This window comes from Nostoc sp. GT001 (assembly GCF_030382115.1).
Lineage (GTDB): Bacteria > Cyanobacteriota > Cyanobacteriia > Cyanobacteriales > Nostocaceae > Nostoc.
This window is the reverse complement of record NZ_JAUDRJ010000003.1, coordinates 3,267,511-3,286,815: the sequence shown is the minus strand read 5'-3', so window position 1 is coordinate 3,286,815 and position 19,305 is coordinate 3,267,511. Positions and strand designations below refer to the sequence as shown.

Annotated in this window: 14 protein-coding genes; 4 read left to right on the top strand and 10 right to left on the bottom strand. The window is 40.9% G+C overall.

What is annotated here, in order from left to right; all coding sequences use genetic code 11:
- Positions 1–17 precede the first annotated feature (17 nt).
- The 6 genes from QUD05_RS17075 to QUD05_RS17050 all read right to left on the bottom strand — a co-directional run bounded on the left by QUD05_RS17075 (position 18) and on the right by QUD05_RS17050 (position 9,556).
- The gene (locus QUD05_RS17075; RefSeq protein ID WP_289797113.1) at positions 18–1,595 is read right to left on the bottom strand and encodes a tetratricopeptide repeat protein; all 1,578 of its coding nucleotides are present in this window, start codon (positions 1,593–1,595) and stop codon (positions 18–20) included.
- On the bottom strand, positions 1,552–2,898 hold the full coding sequence (locus QUD05_RS17070) for a P-loop NTPase fold protein (protein WP_289797112.1): 1,347 nt from the start codon (positions 2,896–2,898) through the stop codon (positions 1,552–1,554). Before QUD05_RS17070 ends, QUD05_RS17075 begins: the two co-directional genes overlap by 44 nt.
- A gap of 277 nt (positions 2,899–3,175) precedes the next feature.
- Entirely contained in the window at positions 3,176–4,522 is a 1,347-nt protein-coding gene (locus QUD05_RS17065; protein ID WP_289797111.1) for a hypothetical protein, read from the bottom strand.
- A 360-nt stretch (positions 4,523–4,882) separates the two neighbouring features.
- Positions 4,883–5,728, bottom strand: a complete 846-nt coding sequence (locus QUD05_RS17060; protein ID WP_289797110.1) for a hypothetical protein — start codon at positions 5,726–5,728, stop codon at positions 4,883–4,885.
- A 515-nt stretch (positions 5,729–6,243) separates the two neighbouring features.
- Positions 6,244–8,259, bottom strand: a complete 2,016-nt coding sequence (locus QUD05_RS17055; RefSeq protein WP_289799989.1) for a pentapeptide repeat-containing protein — start codon at positions 8,257–8,259, stop codon at positions 6,244–6,246.
- 283 nt (positions 8,260–8,542) lie between these two features.
- Positions 8,543–9,556, bottom strand: coding sequence for a zinc-dependent alcohol dehydrogenase family protein (locus QUD05_RS17050; protein WP_289797109.1), 1,014 nt, complete (start codon positions 9,554–9,556; stop codon positions 8,543–8,545).
- Positions 9,557–9,892: 336 nt separating this feature from the next.
- Between QUD05_RS17050 and QUD05_RS17045 the strand changes: the two genes are divergently transcribed.
- On the top strand, positions 9,893–10,573 hold the full coding sequence (locus QUD05_RS17045) for a HEAT repeat domain-containing protein (RefSeq protein ID WP_289797108.1): 681 nt from the start codon (positions 9,893–9,895) through the stop codon (positions 10,571–10,573).
- 75 nt (positions 10,574–10,648) lie between these two features.
- Positions 10,649–11,215, top strand: a complete 567-nt coding sequence (locus QUD05_RS17040; protein WP_289797107.1) for a phycobiliprotein lyase — start codon at positions 10,649–10,651, stop codon at positions 11,213–11,215.
- A gap of 101 nt (positions 11,216–11,316) precedes the next feature.
- Here the strand turns inward: QUD05_RS17040 and QUD05_RS17035 are convergent, their stop codons facing one another.
- On the bottom strand, positions 11,317–11,820 hold the full coding sequence (locus QUD05_RS17035) for a 2TM domain-containing protein (protein ID WP_289797106.1): 504 nt from the start codon (positions 11,818–11,820) through the stop codon (positions 11,317–11,319).
- A 415-nt stretch (positions 11,821–12,235) separates the two neighbouring features.
- Here QUD05_RS17035 and QUD05_RS17030 point away from each other — a divergent pair, with 415 nt between their 5' ends.
- Together QUD05_RS17030 and QUD05_RS17025 are read left to right on the top strand one after the other, a co-directional pair.
- Entirely contained in the window at positions 12,236–12,952 is a 717-nt protein-coding gene (locus QUD05_RS17030; protein WP_289797105.1) for an ROK family protein, read from the top strand.
- Positions 12,953–13,596: 644 nt separating this feature from the next.
- On the top strand, positions 13,597–14,151 hold the full coding sequence (locus QUD05_RS17025) for a peptidoglycan-binding domain-containing protein (RefSeq protein ID WP_289797104.1): 555 nt from the start codon (positions 13,597–13,599) through the stop codon (positions 14,149–14,151).
- A gap of 167 nt (positions 14,152–14,318) precedes the next feature.
- Here the strand turns inward: QUD05_RS17025 and QUD05_RS17020 are convergent, their stop codons facing one another.
- From QUD05_RS17020 to QUD05_RS17010, 3 genes are all read right to left on the bottom strand, one after another.
- Positions 14,319–14,975 (bottom strand): DUF4276 family protein, encoded by a 657-nt coding sequence (locus QUD05_RS17020; RefSeq protein ID WP_289797103.1) that lies wholly within the window; start codon positions 14,973–14,975, stop codon positions 14,319–14,321.
- Positions 14,972–16,066: an AAA family ATPase gene (locus tag QUD05_RS17015; protein WP_289797102.1), complete on the bottom strand. Its 1,095-nt coding sequence runs from the start codon at positions 16,064–16,066 to the stop codon at positions 14,972–14,974. The genes QUD05_RS17020 and QUD05_RS17015 overlap by 4 nt, the downstream gene beginning before the upstream one ends.
- Before the next feature lie 551 nt (positions 16,067–16,617).
- Positions 16,618–19,038 (bottom strand): sucrose synthase, encoded by a 2,421-nt coding sequence (locus QUD05_RS17010; RefSeq protein WP_289797101.1) that lies wholly within the window; start codon positions 19,036–19,038, stop codon positions 16,618–16,620.
- Positions 19,039–19,305: the final 267 nt, after the last annotated feature.

Genomic DNA, 19,305 nt, shown 5'->3' with positions numbered 1-19,305 from the left:
ACATTGTCCATATCCCCCTACTCCGGTAAACTCTCTAAAATCTCCCCTGCTACCTTAGCCCAATATTCATCCTGATACTCAACATATATCTCCAACGCTGTCTGCAAATTAGCCCTAGCCGCTGCATAGTTTTTCTCTGCTTGTGCAAGCGTTCCTAAACAATGAAGCGTGAGAGCTTGCGAATAGCGATCGCTAAATTCGATTGCGATTTCCAGGGCTTGTTGATAATAATCCCGTGCCTGGTCGTATTCCCGCAAATCTTGGGCAACGATTCCCAACTGGTGGTAAATGCTAGCACACTCATAGCGATCGCCAAATTCGATTGCGATTTCCAGGGCTTGTTGATAATAATCCCGTGCTTGGTCGTATTCCCGCAACTCTTGGGCAACCATTCCCAAATTGTGATAAATGTTAGCACTCGAATAGCGATCGCCAAATTCGATTGCGATTTCCAGGGCTTGTTGATAATAATCCCGTGCCTGGTGGAACTGTCGCAACTCTTCGGCAACCCTTCCCAACTGGTGGTAAGTGATAGCACACGAATAGCGATCGCCTAATTCGATTGCGATTTCCAGTGCTTGTTGATAATAATCCCGTGCCTGGTGGAACTGTCGCATATCCAGAGATACATTACCTAAATAATGCAATGAATTGGCGACAGCACGACGATTTTCCTGCTTTTTGGCAATATCTAAAGCTTGTTGATGATAGCTGTTTGCACTTTCAAGCTGTCGTTGCTGCTGATAGCTTTCACCTAACCGATTAATGACTTCGATTTGTAAGGAATAATCAGGAAATTGGTTGGCAATTTTCCCAGCTTTTTCTAAATATTCTCTAGCTTTGATTGGTTTGTGTTGGCTTAAATATGCTTTGCCCAATTCATTTAAAATATTACAGCAATTGCGGAGATGTTCTGGGCGGGGTATTTCTCCAGTTGGGTTATATTCCATCAACAAGCTATGTAATAAATCGATCCGTTCTTGTTGTTCTGGTGTTGGTAAGCGTTCTATATTGGTGTCTGCATTCAGAGTATTGGCAATTGCCTTATCTCTAGTCAATTCTGTGGTTTTAAAGCGAAATAAACCTGATTTCCAAGCCCAAAAATCAGGTGCAAATTTTGCTAACCGCGAAATTGCATAATCTGGCAAGATAAATAAAAGCGGATGAGGTACGGTTTTTCGATAGGAATCGCGGACGAAGTTTAAATCCTGTAAAACTGGTGGATAATCTCCAAAAACACCAATCGATTTTTCTAAATTCCGAATTAATAAAACAAGTTTTTTATTTGTTTCTTTGGTAATCTCGGCTAATTGCTCCACCAATTCATCCCGCAAAAATCGCAAATTTCCATCAGGAAAATCTAAAACCACAAATTGGATTTCTTCACATTGAGGATTCTGTTGCAATCCAGCAATTAATAGGTCTATATCGGGTGTAAAATTAATTTCAATAAAGCCTAATGTAAATTTTTCTGCAAAATCGACAAATGTCACTAATTCAGCAAATTCATCTTTATTATAGGCAATAAATTTACCTATTTCTGCTTGAAGTTCACTGTTTTTGTACTGATTGGAGAGCTTCTTGGAAGAACTCATTTCGCTTCACCACTGGATTTGGATAATTCCACCGTTTATCACCGTTATATTCCAATACGGAAGTATTAAATAACATTAATTGTCCAATTTCATCTTTGCTGACATTTTTAGTTAAGCAAACCTGAGCCAAATGAGCGTAATGTTCTTCAGGAATAAACCGCTCAAAACTAAATTGTTGCTGTTTAACTGCATACTCTATATCTTCGGAGATAATTTTTGTATGTTTTCGGGTACTCGCTGTTTGACATGCAGAGCGCATCATTTGCATTAACTGACGCACATGCCCACCACTTGCTTTTGCTAATTCTAATAATTGATTACGGCTCTCGAAAATTGCATCAATATCAACCCGCTTTTCAATTACACTTGCCATCGCATCTAAGCCCGTCTGATCGTAATTTAAATCGCATTTATGCCGTTCAAATTTATAGATATTAATCATCGGTATAATATGAGGATCACCATCAAACTGATTTAAGGGATTTTTCGGCGAGCAAAGAATTGAAATTGGTACTGTATAAATGATTGTACAATTTAATTCTTGCATCTGAGCCGCATAATCAAAGAACAAATGTTCTGCTACGGCAGGAGGAACCCGATCTAAATTATCGAAGATAATTAATAAACCTTTACATTGAGGAAATTTTTGCCTCAATTTTGCGTAAGCGTCGCTTAATAACAGATTAGTATCAGATTTGAGGCGAGATAAATCTTTTTCTAGAGTTTGCCGAATAGTTGTCTTTTGCTTGTCCGAGCCTTTAATTTGTGCCAGCAATTTGACCATTAGTTTGGCGAGAAATGGCGCAGTAGGGCTGAGAGTGGCTTCTGCCTCGACGTTGACTGATTTTTCGACACTTTGCTCGTTTTCTTGAGTAATGTCTTTAAACCATGATTCAAAACTTTTTAATAAAGCTTGATTAAAAGTTAAACCTAGTTTTCGTAATTCAAATTCAACTTGTTTAATTACAATCAAATATAAATCTGTATACCGGGTATCATTAATATCTGTCTCTTCGTTCGCTTCTAAATAAATAACCCGATAATTATTTTCCCAAAGACTCTGAATTTTTTTTAACTCCGTACTTTTTCCACAACCGCGATGTCCGGTAAATAAAATTGTTGTAAAATCACCTGCTTCTTGAAAATCCAAAATTGTACTGACATTATCAATAGCCGAAGTTTTCCGCACCAGCGACAGATCGACATAATACCGTTCCATTTCTGCTGGTTCAAGCGGCTCAACATTACAAGCCAAAAAAGCCGCTCTAAGAGTATTTGCACGCTGAAAAATTGACTGAGACATTGTTTTGGGCAGATAACAATCATCAACTTCTAAATTTTAAGCGATCGCCCATCAAATTTAGCAAATACAGCTATAAAACTCATAAAACTCCGCGCGCAAGTTCAAAAATTAGTTATGATTCCTACGCGTGTCGCAGACAAGCAATCGCATGGACTAGTTTTTAGTTGGAGATTTTGCGATCGCTNNTCGCTTTGTTTTGCTCGCAATGACATANNNAAAAGTGGGATGCTCCCACAGAAAGTGCGATCGCAATAAGTTTAGAAGGATTGAATTTACCTTAACAGTGTTGCTTTTTTTTGAACAGTGACAACAGCAAACACACGAATCCCATTACTACCAACGACACTGAAGAAGCAGGTTCTGGGACAGGCTGAGGGTTTTGCACAGGCTGATAATTGATGAAATTTTCTTGAATTGGGCTGAGTGATGCCAAAAGTTGCTCAATATCGCTAGATATATCAGTGTCATTACCAACACTTTTAGAAGAGATGAGGCGTTTAAAGGTTTGGCTACTTGATACATCAAAATTCCCTGTGAACCCAAGAAAATTTTGACCTACTTTACCTATAAGAGAGTCAATCAGATTGTTAACATCAGTTTTTATTCCTAGTGGGGATAAATTTAAACTGCTGATATTGTTAGCGTTTCCAATCTTTGTGTTATCAGTCTTTGTTAACCAATTGCCATTACCAATAATTTCATTTCCATTGGTAAAAACCCAGTTACCATTACCAATAATTGTGTTATTAGTACCGAAGTCCCAATTGCCGTTTCCAATGGTTGCGTTGTCACTGCCAAAGTGCCAATTACCATTACCTAATGTTGAATTATTACTTCCATCGTCCCAATACCAGTTGCCGTTACCAAGAGTTGTGTTACTCTTTCCAAATAGCCAGTTGCCATTACCGATGGTTGCGTTGTCATTATTAAAGTTCCAGTTACCATTCCCAATGGTTCCACTGTTACTGCCATAATCCGAATTAAAATTACCAATAGTTGCGTTATTATTACCAAAATTCTTGTTACTTTTCCCAATCGGTGCGTTGCTCTGATTAAAGGTTTGGCTACCTGAATTAGATGTATTCCCAATGTTACTAAAGAGTATATTGTTACCAAGAACTTCTTTCAACGGATCGAAAGGCGATTGTTGAAGCAGACTTCCAGCACTTGCTATAGGATTACTTCCTCCTGGAATCGCATTACCACCGCCTAAAAACGGATTACTACCGCCTGCAAATGGGTTACTTCCTCCTGAAATCGCATTACCACTGCCTGCAAATGGGTTGGTAGCCCCACCTGGAATCGGATAACCACTGTTTGCAAAAGGATTACTACCTCCTGCCAATGTGTTGTCAATACCTTTGAAAAAGTTATCACCTAAAATTGACTTTAATCGATCAAAGATTAATTGCTGAAGCCCACTGCCAGCATCGCCTGCAAACGGGTTAATACCGCCACCTGGAATGGGATTGTTACCGTTACCTAATAACAGATTGCTACTACCTGTCAACATGCTCCCTTCAGCAGACAAACTGCCATTGGGAGCAAAGGAACTAACGCTGTTAGGGACACCTGCACTTAAGAGAACTCCACCATTAAGGGGATTGACAGCAGACTCTTCCATTGGCGCTAATTTTCCTATCTTTAGTTAAAAATTTAGTAAGGATTCAGTACTTTTTATAACAATTATGAATTTGCTAAACCCAAAATCTCTTTAAAATAAAGGCTTTAATTATCTTACTGTCAAACTAACAGAAAATATTGCTTAAATTATTACCTATAAAGAGTTACAGGACATAAAACAGCAAACTAGTACAATAAGGCAGAAGGCACATCAACGATAATAATACATGCTTTTGAGCTTTATCGAATGGTATGTTTATTTGCGCCAAACTGTACTAGCATACTATGTACTGAAGAACTCATTATTGTTCCGTCTATTTATCTGCTCATTTTTGCAAGGATTCTATTAAGCAAACGGGATTTATTGACCGCTAAATGGTAGGGTTTGACCACCACCAAATGGGGAGGTTTGTCCACTACTACCAAATGGGGAGGTTTGTGCATCACCACCTAATGGTAGGGTTTGTCCACCAGCAAATGGAGAGGTTTGTCCACTACCACCAAATGATAGGATTCCTCCACCACCCAGTTCCTTGTCAAGCCTTGAGTCAACTACCTTGTCAATAGTAACCCTCAAATCGAATCCGTTTGGTATTTCACTTGTGCTAATACCATAGGTCTGGCTACCAGCACCAGTCAAAGGGTCGCTACCAGTACCTTGGTTACTACCACCTGCGGATGGGTTCCCGCCACCAGCACCAGTCAAAGGGTCGCTGCCACCACCTGCGAATGGGTTGCCGCCACCTGCGAATGGGTTGCCACCGCCTGCGGATGGGCTACTACCACCTGCGAATGGGTTGCCACCACCTGCGAATGGGTTGCCACCGCCTGCGGATGGGCTACCACCACCTGCGAATGGATTCCCACCACCTGCGGATGGGTTGCCACCACCTGCGAATGGGTTCCCACCACCTGCGGATGGGTTACTACCACCTGCGGATGGGTTTACACCCCCTGCAAAGATATTCCAGAAGTTGTCGCCAGCGAAGGGATTACCACCATAGGCTAAATCAGGGTTACTACCACCGCCAGCACCACCACCAAATGGGCTACCACCACTTTCTCCATTACCAACACCACTGAATATCTTGGGGAGGTCTTTCTCAGGGATAACTTCACTCAAGCGACCGAAGGGCGAATCTCTAATCGGACTATTCTCACTAGTAGGGGAGTTGCTGCTACCACTATTACTTGAATTTTCTGCCATTAGAATTAATCCTCTTATTGTTTTGATAAAAGTCTTGCTAGCATCGCAACATAAAATAGACAAAAATTAAGTCTGTTTTGTCATTTTGATTTGTTGTCTTTTTGTTAGCAAAGCTAGTTAGTAGCTATTAGATTATTTGATTATCTTGGTTAAGTGGAGATAATCGATTTTTAATCAATGCTACTTACACTTACAATCTATGTGATTTAATTTTGAAGGGCAATGAAAAATATTTTGATGAATTTATCAAACTTGTAGATATTTTTAGACAATGATTTAAAAAGTTAACTGATATGTTTGTATAGTCAAAATTAAATTTGGTTAAATATTATATTGCAATGAACAATGTTTGGGTAAATTTGCCAAATTTTTAGGTATTTAATTAATTTGCATTTAACCGATGTTCTATCACTTTTATCTGATGTAATACTGCCAGACTGATAACAATAAATAGCACGGTTCCTGGCACTCTGGAATACGTTGCATAATATTAGCACCACTACGAAGTGCAGAGATTACTTCAGATAAATCAGCAAATTCAATCCCGGAATTGTGCGAGAAAGTGTCCACAAAACTAGCGTAATGTAAATTAAACCCAAACTCCATTGATACCAAGCAAGTGCAGAGATAATACCTGGTAAATGTTCATCTCGCAGGCGAATATCATTAAATCCTAATTTAACTAAGTTGTTGAGACTAAAATCATAGTAGTTGAGCCAGTTCCAACGGCGATCGCACAACAAGGGCATATATCGTTCACGAAACGTCTGATTCCTTGGTATGACTGGCAAACGCCCAATCAATAATCGTAACTGGCGAAATGTGCCGTCTTCTGTAAAGTAAGAAACGTCCATTAAGTCATGATAACGACCTTGTTGGTAAAGTCGGATCAATAAAGCCATTGGGACGGGGACAATAATTATGAAAAGACATCCCAATGTCAGCCAAGGTTGTTCAGCATTGCGAAAGATCGCTAGTAAGCTGAAGAATTCTAAAATGCTAAAACTGACTAATATCGAAATGGTTTCGTAGGATGTGGGAATAATTGGTACGGGATGCAGCCGACGGTAGCGATCCACTAGCCAAAATAGTAAGCCGAAATAAGCGATCGCTAATCCTCCTACGCCAAACACTAACCAAAAATTTGTCCCATAGCCACTCAACAATAACAATACACTCAACGCCAACCAACTCCAAGCTTGCAGCAACCACCCAACTATAGAAAGGGTTTCGCCAACAATTAAGCGATCGCTTAGTTTGGTATATTTTTCTAAATCGATGTCTGCTATGGTGAGTAACTCACTACTGTTGCGAAAGGATTTTACCAGACGACGCTGGGCGATCGCTTGGGCTTGAGTTGCAGAAAAACCCAGATTAATCAAACTGGCAACAGTTGCACTATTAATATTTGTAGCCGTCAAACGATGGCCAAATTCGATTAATCGCAGTCGTTGTTTTGTGTATTCCAGTTCATTAGCATCGGCAACTTGCTGCTGCTGACGGAAATTTTGCCCCAAATTCCGCAAGATGTTTTGATTACCTTGTAATGTTGGGATGCAGAACATCTTACCAATCTCACCGGGATTACCTAAAATTTTCGCTTGGTTAGAGTTAAAAGTTAAACCAGATACGCTTAAACAAGCCTCCTTAGCAAACCTGGCATCACTAAAATCTGCAAGGTTCAGAATATTTGCACCTTGCAGATTTACCAATTGGTTAAACTCCGCTTCTCGGAAGCTTACAGATTGCTCGAAAGTCGCTTCTGTTAAAAGGAGGAACTGATTAAAATCTGCTTTAGTAAACTGGGCTTGATTGGCAAAATCCACTTCAGAAAAATCAGCATTTCCTTGCCATTGGACACTACTAAATTTAGCCAACTGTTTAAAAGTTGCTTGGTTAAAGTTGGCAGTTGTCTCAAAGATACTACCTTGAAAATCAGCCAGTTCCCGAAATTTAATTTTTTTAAAGTTAGCTTTCTCAAAAAATATACTGCCCTGAAAATTGCTTGGTTGCTGGAAGTTAGCACTGGTGAAACTAACAGGACGAGCAAATCTCGTTTCAGTCCAGTTAGTGGGTTGAAGAAAAGTTGCACCTTGGGCATCCACAGACTGAAGAAAAAATGTATTGGAGAACTTCACTTCGCCATTGAAGCGAGTTTGCACCAGTGTTAAGACACCACGAAAGACGGCGATTTCACTGGCTGGGGTTGACTCTGTTCCTAGAAGCGATCGACAATCTTTGGAGTTGGGTAAAGCGATGGCGAGTGACTCTAGACAAACGAAGCGCAAACGTTCTAGTTTTTCTTGTTCGGTAGCAGTGAAAATGGGTGCGTAGACGCCTCGCGGCTTGTCGCCAGACATCGCTTTTGCATACAATGGTGTTCTTAAACCCAAATCGCTGCCGACAAAATCCCCCAGAATCAAAGCATAGCTGAGGTCTAAACCTAGAGGTTTTGTTCCAAGTTCTTTTCGCAGTAGTTGGTAAAAAGTATCACGGAAGCTGGCGTTTTCTGGGCGCAAATCGATCGCCATCTTCTGCAAATCGATAGTTAAATTACCTTCGCGGAGTGTCGGTGTGCGTAGTCGTTCTTGTAATAATTCTAGGGTTAAGGGTGTGCGTTCTAGTTGTGTTTGTGCTGCCGAAGCTGGTAGGGGGAGGAGGAGAAGTAAAACGCAAAGGAACGCTAAGGGAAGCGCAGAGGTACGCAGAGAAACTCCTTTGTGTACCTTTGCGTTTAACCTCTGCGTACCTACCCTGCGGGAAGGCGTTCGCGTAGCGTCTCGTAGAGAAGCGCCTATGCGTTTAAAAGATAAATTATGCAAATTCGTCGCTAATCAGCAGAACAATTTTACCTGCCACAGACCCACTTTCAATTAATTGGTGGGCTTTAGCTGCTTCTTTTAAGGGAAATTTGTGACTGACATGGATTTTTAATTTGCCTTCATCGATCCAGGTGGCAGATTGTTCGAGAATTTCTGCATGATGGTGGAGACTATCTTGTAATCCTAGCAATGCTGGTGCCAACATGAATTCTAAACCGATGCGGAGGTTGCGAATTCTAGCAGTTTTCCAAACAGTATTGGCATCTGGTTCGAGAATGGTAACAATATCGCCATAGACTCGCACTGCGGGGAAGGTTTTGTGAAAGGTTTCGCCGCCTACGGTATCAAAAGCCAAGTCTACACCTTCGCCACCAGTCCAATCTAATACCGCTTGCACAAAGTCTGTTTGTTTGTAAAAAATTACATTATCGGCACCGAGTTCTTTGACGAAATTAGCTTTTTCCTCAGAACCCACGGTGGTGGAAACAGTAGCACCTTTGAGTTTCGCCAATTGAATTGCTACATGTCCGACACCACCAGCACCGGCATGAATCAAAACCCGATCTCCAGGTTCTAATCGTCCCCGTTCATATAAAGCTTCCCAGGCGGTGATTAATACTAAAGGCGCTGCTGCTGCTTCGGCAAAGGAGATAGAGGCGGGTTTACGTGCCACAAACCGCTCATCCACAACGGTATATTCAGCGTAATTTCCTTGGTGTGCGCCCAAGCCACCATAGCAAAAATATACTTCATCACCTGCGCGAAAACGCTGAACACCAGCACCCACTGCTTCAACAATACCTGCACCATCACATCCTAAAATTGTCGGCGTGCGATCGGGGTAGAAACTGCCTCGACTACGAAGTTTAGTGTCAATGGGGTTAATGCCAGCCGCCACCAAACGCACTAAAAGTTCAGTATTCCCGACAGGAACAGCGGGGTTTGGCACATCCTGTACTTGCAGAACTTCGGGACTGCCAGCTGCTGTCATCAAGACTGCTTTCACAACTCTTTCCTCCTGGCTTTAGATGCACGTTCTTATGCAACTTTAGCGTAAGAGGGTGGACACAAAGCTATGTTTGAGGGAAAAGTGCGATTTTTGACGACAAGGTGCGATCGCCCTACATCTACATTCAACAAAAAACAAGCGACTGAAGCTTTGAAGATTATCCCTTAATTACTGCTAAATTCAATATATATTCTCACGGTAAGTAACATTTGTTTATTCTTCACTCATAATTGAGCCATTTTGTAAAGTCGCCAAACTCCTACTTCACGATGGCGACAGCCTGATGAACAGATCGAGTAAATTAAGATAAGTAAAGAAAACGCTTTGAACTAAATGGCAGCTCTAAGCTTACAAGAAATTTCTACTCAGTTAGAAAGTCCGAATTTACGCGATCGCATGGTAGCCCTTGCTAATCTGCGTCATGTTTCCCCTGAAGATGCAGTCCCTTTGATTAAAAAGGTACTAGATGACGAATCTTTGCAACTGCGATCAATGGCAATATTTGCTTTGGGAATCAAGCCAACGCCAGAATGTTATTCTATTTTGGTAAAAATTCTCGAAAATGACCCCGATTATGGTATACGCGCTGATGCCGCTGGTGCTTTAGGATATTTGGGTGATGCCAGAGCCTTTGAGGTGCTTTCACGGGCATTTTATGAAGATACTGATTGGCTAGTGCGATTTAGTGCAGCTGTTTCTCTAGGTAATATTAAAGATCCTCGTGCCCGTCAAATTCTTCTTCAGGCATTGGATAGCAAAGAAGTCGTGTTACAACAAGCTGCAATCTCTGCACTGGGAGAAATTAAAGACATCGAATCTGTAGATAAAATCCTGCGTTTCGCCCAATCAGATGATTGGTTAGTCAGGCAGCGTTTGGCAGAAGCCTTGGGAAATCTTCCCACTCCCAAGAGTGTCTCAGCTTTAAAATACCTGGAAAAAGACAATCATTTCAACGTTGCTGAGGCAGCTAGAATTGGCCTCAAGAAGCTTGAGGAAATAGGCAATCAAGCTTAATATTAAAGCCTCCTGTTACCTTTTAATAATAATTAAGTGGGAATTTTAGCATTTTGATGCAGGGTAATTTCATTCATGAATATTGAAGAGTTTTTTCAGTTAAGTACTGGTAAATGGTTTTCTCATCGTACTAGTCAACATTTGGCTTTTAACCAATCGGAACATAGCAAGTCAGATATTATCATTGAGGCGCTGGCATTAGATCATCCAGAAGCAGTCAAGCTGTGTCAAAGTTACAACATTAATCCTAGTTTTGCTTCCTGTGCTACCAAAATTACCTGGAACGGCACAATGGAGAAGGATCAAGCAAAACACACTGGTTCAACTGTGTTAGTTTCGGTACCTGATGCGGATAATCCGGCTCAAGGCAGTTTACTGAGAGAAATAGTTGATGCCAATAAAACTCCAGTTCCCGGACGCTATAAATTTGACAGTGATGGTGCTTTAATCCTAACTACAGAGGATGAAACCATCTTCTCAGAGGAACGCCTGTGGTTTGCTAGCCCCAATTTACGAATGCGGGTAAACGTCCTTAAGAGTTTTGGTGGATTTAGTATCACTTCCTTCACTTCTGAGATTCGTATGGGTGGCTTTCCACCAGCCGAGAAGGTTTCCGAGGCGGCTAATTCAGTATCTAGTTAGTTCGAGCGTAAACATTCCCCCCGTTTCTGGCTACGGTTTACACAGTAGGCGTTTCTGGGGGGAATTAAGTAGAGATGGGTTAGGGTTAGGGAAAGTTTTGATTAAGCCTGTAATACCTTAAACCACTTATTCAAAACTGTGCTGATGGTTTTCTTAATCTGATGGTTACGACTCCACTTTTGGAATGCCATTTCATACTCTTCACCTTTGATTTGAAAGGTATTCCAGACATCAAGCGCTACAGGCAATCCGCAGAATAGCAAAATGTACAGCGACCAAGAAATTCCGCCACCTGTGATTAAATCAAGCAGTATAAAAAAGCCAGTGGAAATTGCATATTTGCTTAGGCGTTTCTGAAATCTTCTGATGCGATAAGCGTCAAAAGCTTTTCGTTGTTGGAGTTGCCCCTGTTGTGCAACCCAATCACGTTCTGCTAATTTTAAAGACTCAGGTGAAATTTCTAACTCAGCAGCAATTTCTAATATATGCTCATAAGAAAATTCTGTGTCTTTATCATCTGCTTGACGAGCGATCGCTAAGTGCAGAATTTGTTGGACATCTTCTTGGCTATACGAGCGGATGCTTTGAGGTTCAAACGCCGTCATAATTCTTTCTCTTATATTACTTTTAATAGAAATTTGCTGCCCGATAGATTTTAAGCAGCTACGCCAGTACTATCTCTATTATTCTTAGATTAACAAATCTAGATGCTGTCCGGCATTGAATGTATGGGATTTTTAACTTTGGGTATAGGGTAAAGAGGCAGGGGGCAGGAGAGCAGAGGGGCAGGGGAGCAGGGGAGCAGGGGAGCAGGGGAGCAGAGGGGCAGGGGGGCAGAGGGGAAAAATTTACTGCAACTTCTTCTTGGTTACTGAGCGTAGTCGAAGTGCAGCCTCTCGTAGAGAAGTGCTGCTTCCCCATTTCCCCACCAATATAAAGACTCTCCAAATATCCAAGATATTATCAAATGCAGCAGAGCATAATAACGAAATAACAAGCATTAACAAGGANTGTAACTCAATGGTTGAAGAAAATGGATCAATTCGTACCCTATCGGTTGATATTGGCGGTAGTGGCGTTAAGGCGATGGTTTTGGATATTACGGGGCATCCTGTAACGGAAAGGGCGCGTTTAGATACACCGCAACCTGCGACACCGGAGGTTGTAATTAATGCAATTGTAGTTTTAGCTGCCGCTCAAGGTGAATTTCATCGCGTTTCGGTCGGTTTTCCCGGTGTGGTGCGGTGTGGAGTTACGGAAACAGCGGTAAACTTACATCCAGATTGGATCGGATTTGATTTGGAAACAGCATTATTAAAACACTTAAACAAGCCTGTACGGGTGATTAATGATGCAGATATGCAGGGATTTGGTGCGATCGCAGGTAAAGGTGTTGAATTAGTTATTACTCTGGGTACAGGCTTTGGTTCGGCTTTATTTGTGGATGGTAAGCTGGTACCGAATATGGAAATGGGGCATCACCCGTTTCGCAAAGGAGAGACTTTTGAGCAGCAGTTGGGGCGTGCAGAGTTAGAAAAAATTGGTGAGAAAAGATGGAATAGGCGTTTAGAAAAAGCGATCGCATCTTTGCAACATCTGTTTAATTATGACTACCTTTACATTGGCGGTGGTGAAGCTGTGAAAGTCAATTTCCAGCTACCGTTAAATGTCAAACTCATCCCCAATATCACTGGTTTATTAGGCGGTATTGCTTTGTGGCGAGATGAAAAAAGGTAAAAAGTTTTTCAATATCCACAACTGAGAGTACTCAGCGATATCTAAGGGCGGCCTACGCCTACACGCTTTTTGGTTAAGGTGCATTCTTTCTCAAAGTTTCAAAATGATATAAAAATTAACACAGATTAGACAAGAGAATTGCACAAACATTATGTTCAGTGCCCCTGTGTGATTTTTTATGTGGTATCTAAACTTTAACTCAAATTCCATACCGTGCAACAAGGTTGTGCGGTTTCATTCTTTTGAGGTGAAAGTGTGCGCTTTTCGAGAATAGCTTGAAAGAGCGACATAAGTTGCAATACAGTTCAGATAAACCCAAAACCCTTATTGTAGAGACGCGATAAATCGCGTCTTCAAAGACCAATAATCCTTAACTAAAAGGTAAATTTGTTTGATGGCATTCCCTGGCGATCGTATAGTATGTTATTGTCTAACCCATTGATTTAGATAGTAGGTCTGATTACTTGATGGCTTGATTAATGATATTAATCTGATTAAATGGAATCGGAGGTGAGCAAATATGAACATAAAAATATTATCTAGAAAAATTAGTACATGACTTTTTTATTTGGTCAGTATGTACTATCCCGGACAAGAATAATGTTGTTGGTTAAAAAAAATTGCTTGAAATAAAATAAACTAAAATGAATGAAATTGGCCTGATGATGACGGGCGTATTAACAATAAGACAAGCATCTGGGGTCAATTTGCCACAGCAGCAATTATTGCAAATGGAAAATGACGTAAACCAGTCAAAACAGAGTCAGTTAGAGATAGCGGCTAAAGTTACGCCACCTGAATTTATGCAGACAGATGAGATTTCTCAGGCTTCTCTCTCAGCGCTGAAACCAGAAAAAGAACACATACTTCAGAAAATTAGCAAAAAGAATCTGGGACTAATTTCTTCTAACTTAGGTAAGCCTAAGAAGTCTTTTCAGTCTGGAGGTAAAGTCCGTACAAAGGCTACAGGAAGGTTCCAGAAGTTTAGTAGCCAACCTCTACCGACTCTTTATTTTGGTAGTTCTGGTATTGCTGTCAGAGCCTTACAACAGTTATTAGTGACTAACGGTTATGCTGTGAGAGTAGATGGGATTTTTGGCGCACTAACAGAGACTGCTGTCAAAGCCTTTCAAAATCAGCAAAATTTAGGTGTAGATGGAGTAGTTGGTCAACGAACTTGGAGTGCGCTAACAATTTAGTTAGAAGTTAGGAGTTATGAAACTTCGTATTATTCATAATTCCTGATTCATTTATGGAAATCTCAGAAAAAATCACTTTTGTAAATTAGTAATAATGCTGAAAACTTTCTAAAATATGGAGAACACAAATAACATTTTTACTGTCTTTTGAGGGCAATATATTTTCTTTAGCCATTACTACCGTTGATCTTTTCAAGACGCATTAACCATTGATTGAAATGCTGGCATTGCTGACGTATTGTATCCAACCCAATATCCATTGCAATCAAGGAGCCATGTAATGGCTTTTCATATCCAAGGCAACATCTAATAATTCGTTTAGATGGGGCTGTTGTCGGGCCTTCATTAATATGTTCAGGTGAAAGGAATAAGTCACGCTCTGCCTGTAGACTATCTACTATACTTTGGTCAAACCATGCGAGAAAAGCTTGTGGATTGCTGTACAGGAGTCCCTCAAACTCATGAACCAGTAAATTGGGGAGAAAATTTTGGTGTTTAATATCTGCGCTCATTTGCTGCTCAAGATATTCAGCTTTCTGAAATGGGTCATTCGTACTAGGCAGAGAACTGCTTCCTGGAAAATCATTTGGCAATCGATATAAATCAAACATCGTAGTGACGAACGCCGAAACATCCTCAAGGCATTTACGATTTAATTGCGGCTTGATCTTTGCATAGCTCACTACACCACCCTTATTTGTTGAGCTAGTTCGCACAAGAATGGGGTTGAGATATATCTCTTTTCGCTGAAGATGTTCGCAGAGTACTTCTTTTACAAAAGTTTCTTCCGTCTGTCCTTCTACAAAAACGTGTATTCGGATCATCGTGAAGGTCTCCCGCCAAGGATGTTCTTCTTCCACAGTTCTCCTAAGCTGTAGTCTTCAAGCCACTCGTGTAAATCATCCTCATTCAATCTTCGGAGGGATGATTTACCACGATCGCGATCTACAACAATTACATCTTTCGCCCTAAATTCATTGAGCAGTTCAACCGACTGAGTTGAAACAATAACTTGTTTTTCTTTTGCAGCGGAACGCATTAACGATGCAAGAACAGTAATTGCATACGGGTGAAGACCTAGCTCAGGTTCATCAACCAAAATCGTTTCGGGCTGAAGGGAAGTAGGTTGCAAAAAGACAGTGGCCAGGCATATAAAACGAAGTGTTCCATCCGAAAGAAGATGAGCTTTAAACGGAATATCTTGACCTTGCTCGACCCATTCCAACTCGATCACCTCATTGTTTTGTGGAGAATGACGTAGATAAAAATCACCAAAGAAAGGAGCAACAAGTCGAATTGTTTTGACAATTCGCCGATAAGATTCCGAATAATTTTCACTTAACAAATATAGGAAAGCTGCAAGATTACGCGCATCAGAACGCAAGTAAACATTATCATTAATCTTGTGTGGTTGCTTCACATAAGCGCTGTCGCTTGTATCATGGAAATGATAAACCCGCCACTGCCGCATGGTGGGTAATATGTACTTGTCAATTCTTGTGCCACTGCCTCGTAAAGCCTTACTCTCAAAATGACCACTACCGATTTCACGCTCACCGCTCATATTCCACCAAAAAGATTCTTTGGAAAACATTAGACGGTTGTCTTGAGTTGGTTCAAGAGTAGCGAAGTACCCGTTGTTTCCAAAATAAAGCTCAATCTCTAGTTGCTCAGTTGTTTTACGGCCAAAATGCAAGATCGCATCGGGGCCACCCTGGCGGCTTACCAAAACTTGCAGATTCCTCTCAAGCATCTGCTGAACCATGCGAAAGAAGCCTATGAAGTTAGATTTACCTGCACCATTACATCCAATAAGTACGTTTAGTTTCAAAAGCTTAAGGTCACATTCAGCAATAGACTTAAAGCCTTTCAAAACAATCCTTGATAGTTGGCTGTCACTGGTCAGATCGCTCATGGAATGGTTTCCTGATTTTTAAGCTTTTGGACTGCTTATTTCACAAATAGACCTTAATAGTAATTGTGATTTAGCTCATCTAGCTAGGATCAGCACATTTTATCAAAAATTTCTCATATATCCGCATGAAATCTTGCTTGTTGACAATATCTTCTCCGTAGGCGTAGCCCATCGTAGACATTGCTTTCGGATCTGGAACACTAATCAAAAGGTAAATTCTTCTTATATCATGTCCGCTTGATTACTTACTAAACCCCAAGAACCCCACCCCGCCAAAGCTGCGCTTTGTCTCCCCTCCCGAAGAGCGGGGAGGGGCTGGGGGTGGGGTGCAATGACTCTGGGAATCATAACTAATTATGCGGACATGATATTATTCGATTAATATATAAATAAAGATTTTTGTCCACAGTAATTTAAATATCCTTACTATACGGTTTAGTTAAGCCCGCAATCCTTTTTAGAGACGTTGTATTGCAACGTCTCTACATATCAAAAATTCTTAAACCAAGCGTATTGAGTTAAATATGGAACAGCTTATCCCTTCTAACTTATTATCGGTACTGATGCTGCTCTAATAGCTGTTGCGCTCTTGGCTTGTAAATTAAATAGAACAAAGCCTCAATATAGCGCAATAAATCTTCCCGATTTTCCTTTGAGGTAAAGTTCCAGAAGCCATAAATCCGTGCTAATGATAACAGCTTGCTAGTGTGAATTTTCCAAGTATAGGTGCTGTAAACTCGGTCAATTCCTCGCTGGGAAATTTCACTCCAATAGTTAGGATTTTGTTCGCATTTTGTGATGAAATCCACAATTTTGCTGGCTGTCTCCTCTAAATTTGTTGGGTTAATTAAAAATCCATTCACCTTATCTTGAATAATCTCTAATGGCCCACCAAACTGTGTGGCGAAAGTCGGTAATCCTGAAACCATTGCTTCTAAAATTGTCAAGCCAAAAGCTTCAAATAAAGCTGGTTGTACAAAAATTCCCTGATGATCGGCAATGACTCGATAAATTTCACCGGAATCAGTTTTGGAGAGGCGCACACCCAGCCAACGAATCTTTCCGTGGAGATTGTACTGGTCAATTATTTGGTAGAGTTTGATAATTTCGTCGCGTTCTTCGTTGTCGCCTGATTCTTCGACGCGTAATTTACCGGCTACCAAAATTAAGTTGCAATGCTCTTGTAATTCTTTACTTTGACCATAACATTCAGCTAAACCTGTGAGGTTTTTGATGTGGTCGAGACGCGCCATTGAGAAGAGAGGACGCTTGTTAGGATCGTCGAGTTTACCAAAGATTTGTGTGGGATCTTCCAGAGTAAAGAGGGTTTCTGCAAGGCGTTGGCGATCGCTCTCTACCCGATCTTTATTTCGAGTGTAGGGGAAGTAATTATTTTCGTTTACTCCCGGCGGTACAACATTAAATTTGGGACTAAATAATTCAATGCCATTGGTAACATGATACAACTCCGGCATGGTGAAGCACTTATAAGATTCGTACTGTCCCACACTATCCGGTGTTCCGACAATTTCTTGGTAGGTGCTGCTAATCACAAAATTAGCAGCATTCATGGCAATCAAATCAGCTGTGAATTGCAAGGAAAAATGATATTTCTCCTCTAATTCTTGCCAGTAGAGGTTACTGAACAAATATTTAGATTTTTCCAAAGCATGGGCAACATTGCATTGAGTAACTTTCAGCCGTCGCGCCAGCAAGAATGCTATTAAATTCCCATCAGTATAGTTTCCAACTATTAAGTCAGGTGTGCCGTGAAATTCTGCCCGTAGTTCTCTTTCAGAATCAATGGCGAAAGTTTCTAGATAAGGCCAAAACTCAAACCGAGAAATCCAGTTTTGAGTCATGTTAGGGTTAAATTCCCGTAAAGGCACTCGCAAAATCCAGGCATTTTCAGTCCCGTGGACTTTTTCTAGCCGTTGATTACAAAGAGTACCATCACTATTGGGAATCAAACGGGTGAGAATAATTACCTTTGGCTCGACATTCAATTTCTCTAAACCCGCAAGCAGAACATCTTCTTGTAGCTGCTTCTCTAAGCTCTTTGCCTGGTCAAGGACGTAAACTACCTGACCGCCGGTATCGGGACGCCCTAAAACTCCCTCTTGCCCAAACCAACCGTGAGCTGACACCAAGACGATTCTAAAAATCATCGGGATGCGAGAAATGAATGCTTCTAGGGTTTGAGGATCGGCAGAATCAATCAATTCATCGAGAATATTTAGGGTTTCCTGCACTCGCGCTGCGGTGTTACCCCAACCCGGCTCAAAACCCATTGACTGCAATTGGAAGCGGAATTGTTCGTAGGGTTCATCTGCGGGGCGATTACTAACAAAACTGATAGCTTTCTTAACTTGCTCAGAAAGTTGCTGCTGTGATTGAATGCGATCGTTGACTAGCAGTTGCACACCGTTGTAGTGGTGCAGCCGCAAGAAATTCAACAAGCTGTCCAGCAATTGTTTGGAATCTTGAAATATTTTGCTGGATAGATAGCGGTTGAGGAATTGCACCCCTTTACCAATATTTTTGGGGTCGCGGATGACTGGGGTGTAGTCATAAAAGGGGCCGAAATCCAATTCTAGCAAGCCGCCGTCGTTAGGATGAAATTTGTCCACCAAGCGATCGCGCAGATCCAACAAATCCTGCACCGTCATCGGCTCAATGCTTAAGTCTGATGTCAACCAATAAACTTCTTGGCTGGCAATCTTAGAACGGATGATGAAACAGAAGTTTGAGTCTTCCTGAATAATTTCCTGAGTATAGTAAATGAGTTTGCCTAACTCCGAGGAAGTGTAAAAGCCTTCAGGTTTCTGGGATTTGGAGCAATACTCACTATATACATTGAGTATGTCGTTCCGTAGCAAGTACTTCTTTTCTTGTTGGCGTAATTCACTAATAAAGGAACGTAAATCACTTCTTTCTTCACTATCTAAGACTGCTTGAAGCAATTCAGACATAGCAACTCCACTAAATGACGATGTTTGCATTGTTAACTTTCTAGGCGAGACAAATAAGCCTCAACCTTTTGTTAGACATATATAAACACGAAACAACACAGATAAATTATATTTACCTGTGTACCTACAAGTATCAACTTTTCAGCAGGCACTTAAATCATGTTCTACTTTACTTAAAGTATCTATGACTCAGTATTTTTGGATCTCACTAAAGGAATACAATTTTTATTTCTTTTGATAGATGTTAGTAAATAAGTCCATCATAAG

Bases quoted from the DNA above. Each gene is read 5' to 3' on its own strand.
- QUD05_RS17075 (WP_289797113.1), bottom strand. From the start codon at position 1,595: ATGAGTTCTTCCAAGAAGCTCTCCAATCAGTACAAAAACAGTGAACTT.
- QUD05_RS17070 (WP_289797112.1), bottom strand. From the start codon at position 2,898: ATGTCTCAGTCAATTTTTCAGCGTGCAAATACTCTTAGAGCGGCTTTT.
- QUD05_RS17065 (WP_289797111.1), bottom strand. From the start codon at position 4,522: ATGGAAGAGTCTGCTGTCAATCCCCTTAATGGTGGAGTTCTCTTAAGT.
- QUD05_RS17060 (WP_289797110.1), bottom strand. From the start codon at position 5,728: ATGGCAGAAAATTCAAGTAATAGTGGTAGCAGCAACTCCCCTACTAGT.
- QUD05_RS17055 (WP_289799989.1), bottom strand. From the start codon at position 8,259: ATGGCGATCGATTTGCGCCCAGAAAACGCCAGCTTCCGTGATACTTTT.
- QUD05_RS17045 (WP_289797108.1), top strand. From the start codon at position 9,893: ATGGCAGCTCTAAGCTTACAAGAAATTTCTACTCAGTTAGAAAGTCCG.
- QUD05_RS17040 (WP_289797107.1), top strand. From the start codon at position 10,649: ATGAATATTGAAGAGTTTTTTCAGTTAAGTACTGGTAAATGGTTTTCT.
- QUD05_RS17035 (WP_289797106.1), bottom strand. From the start codon at position 11,820: ATGACGGCGTTTGAACCTCAAAGCATCCGCTCGTATAGCCAAGAAGAT.
- QUD05_RS17030 (WP_289797105.1), top strand. From the start codon at position 12,236: ATGGTTGAAGAAAATGGATCAATTCGTACCCTATCGGTTGATATTGGC.
- QUD05_RS17025 (WP_289797104.1), top strand. From the start codon at position 13,597: ATGAATGAAATTGGCCTGATGATGACGGGCGTATTAACAATAAGACAA.
- QUD05_RS17020 (WP_289797103.1), bottom strand. From the start codon at position 14,975: ATGATCCGAATACACGTTTTTGTAGAAGGACAGACGGAAGAAACTTTT.
- QUD05_RS17015 (WP_289797102.1), bottom strand. From the start codon at position 16,066: ATGAGCGATCTGACCAGTGACAGCCAACTATCAAGGATTGTTTTGAAA.
- QUD05_RS17010 (WP_289797101.1), bottom strand. From the start codon at position 19,038: ATGTCTGAATTGCTTCAAGCAGTCTTAGATAGTGAAGAAAGAAGTGAT.